Source organism: Polaromonas sp. P1_E1_2 (assembly GCF_056406035.1).
In genome coordinates this window covers 1-2149 of the sequence record NZ_JBFUAZ010000681.1, presented here as the reverse complement: position 1 = coordinate 2149, position 2149 = coordinate 1, and the positions used below count along the sequence as shown (strand labels likewise).

The following is a 2149-nucleotide window of genomic DNA, read 5'->3' as shown; positions in this document are numbered from 1 at the left end:
GCTTCGGGCCGGGCCGGGGCTGTTTCAGGGGGGCTGCCCGCGGCCCGCAGCGCGGGCTGTGCCGGCGCGGCCGCTTCAGCGGGCGCGGGGCCTTCGGACACACGGCCCCGCAACTCATCGAAATGCCCCGCCGCCGCATGAGGCGCCAGCGCGGCAGCCAGTGCGCAGGGGGATTCAAGCGACTGGGCGGCAAAAAGTGACTGGGTGTTATTTTCCACGTGGGTGCAAGTATGCCTGTGGCCCATCCCCTGCAAGGCTCAAGGCGGGTTCAATGCGCGGCCAAAATGGCTATTTATGCCGCTTGCGCATGCAAATGTTGCAGCCATAAGACAGCCGGGGAGGCGCTTCGCCCGAGGACCCTCAAGCTCCCGGGCGGCTGTCGCCAGCACGGATTCAACGCAAATCGAGCGTGAACGGGAACTCCCGGCTCGGCTGCGCCGGCGCGACGCGCATCTTGCCGGGTGTATGGCCCATGCGGAAAAAGCGTGTGAGGCGGCGGCTTTCAGCCTCGTACGAATTGACCGGCAGCGTGTCGTAGCTGCGCCCGCCCGGGTGCGCCACATGGTACTGGCAGCCGCCCAGCGAGCGTTCCATCCAGGTGTCGACGATGTCAAACGTGAGCGGTGCATGCACGCCGATCGACGGGTGCAGGGCCGATGGCGGGTTCCAGGCCTTGTAGCGCACACCGGCCACATATTCGCCGACGCGGCCGGTGCTTTGCAGCGGCAATGCACGGCCGTTGACGGTGACGACATAGCGGTTGTCGTTCAGGCCCGTCACATGCACTTCGACGCGCTCGAGCGATGAATCCACGTAACGCACCGTGCCACCGGCCGAGCCTTCCTCGCCCATCACATGCCAGGGCTCCAGCGCGCTGCGCAGCGTCAGCTCAATGCTGTTGGCCTTGACCTGTCCGATCAACGGGAAGCGGAACTCGAAGTGAGGTTCGAACCAGGCCATGTCGAAGCCGTAGCCGGCTTCGCGCAACTCGGTTAGCACGTCTTCAAAATCCATGCGGATAAAGCCCGGCAGCAGGAAGCGGTCGTGCAGTTCGGTGCCCCAGCGCGTGACACGGCCGTGGTAGGGCTTGTTCCAGAAGCGCGATACCAGCGCGCGCAGCAGCAATTGCTGGGCAATGCTCATGCGCGCATGCGGCGGCATTTCAAACGCGCGCAGCTCCAGCAGGCCCAGGCGCCCGGTGGCGGAGTCGGGCGAATACATCTTGTCGATGCAGAACTCGCTACGGTGCGTGTTGCCGGTGACGTCGACCAGGATGTTGCGCAGTGTGCGGTCAACCAGCCAGGGCGGCATGTCGGCACCGTATTTTTTGCGGTTGTTCTCGATCTCGCGCAGGGCGATTTCCAGTTCGTACAGCTGGTCGTTGCGGGCCTCGTCCACACGCGGCGCCTGGCTGGTCGGGCCGATGAACATGCCCGAGAACAGATAGCTCAGCGACGGGTGGTTGTGCCAGTAGGCGATCAGGCTGCCCAGCACCTCGGGCTTGCGCAGGAAGGGGCTGTCGGCCGGCGTGGCGCCACCCAGCACAAAGTGGTTGCCGCCGCCGGTGCCGGTGTGGCGGCCGTCGGTCATGAATTTCTCGGCCGACAGGCGCGTTTCATGCGCAATCTTGTAGAGGAACTCGGTGTGTTCCACCAGCTCGCCCCAGTTGTAGGCCGGGTGGATGTTGACTTCAATGACGCCCGGGTCAGGCGTGACCTGCAGCATCTTCAGGCGCGGGTCGCGCGGTGGCGGGTAGCCTTCGAGCACGATGCTCACGCCCAGCGACTGCGCCGTTGCTTCCACCGCGGCCAACAGGTCGAGGTAGTCTTCGAGCCTTTCCATGGGCGGCATGAAGACGTAGATCGCACCGGTTTCGCCACGGCCCGACTTGTTGGCCTTGCTGTCCGGGTYGGCCTTGGGTTTGTCTTTGGGGCCGTTGGCGCGCTGCGGGTCGCGCACTTCCACACAGAGGGCGGTGCGCGTGAGCCAGGCGGCCGATTCGAAGGGCTTGGGCGCGCGATCGTCTGCTGCGGTTGCGTCTTCTGCGGCCGGCGCACCGGCCGGTTTGCCGTCTGCGCCGCCGGCGCCGTTATTGCCCAGCGGACGGAACTGCAGGATGCGGCTGGCTTGCGACAGCGCGGTGTTGCCC

Annotated in this window: 1 protein-coding gene and 1 pseudogene; both read right to left on the bottom strand. The window is 65.8% G+C overall.

Features of this window, described 5'->3' with window-relative positions:
• Positions 1 to 218 (bottom strand): annotated as a pseudogene (locus AC1D1P_RS21655) (hypothetical protein); the annotation flags it as partial.
• A 175-nt stretch (positions 219 to 393) separates the two neighbouring features.
• The coding region (locus AC1D1P_RS21650) for a transglutaminase family protein (protein WP_477674392.1) at positions 394 to 2149 on the bottom strand (1756 nt) is incomplete at its 5' end.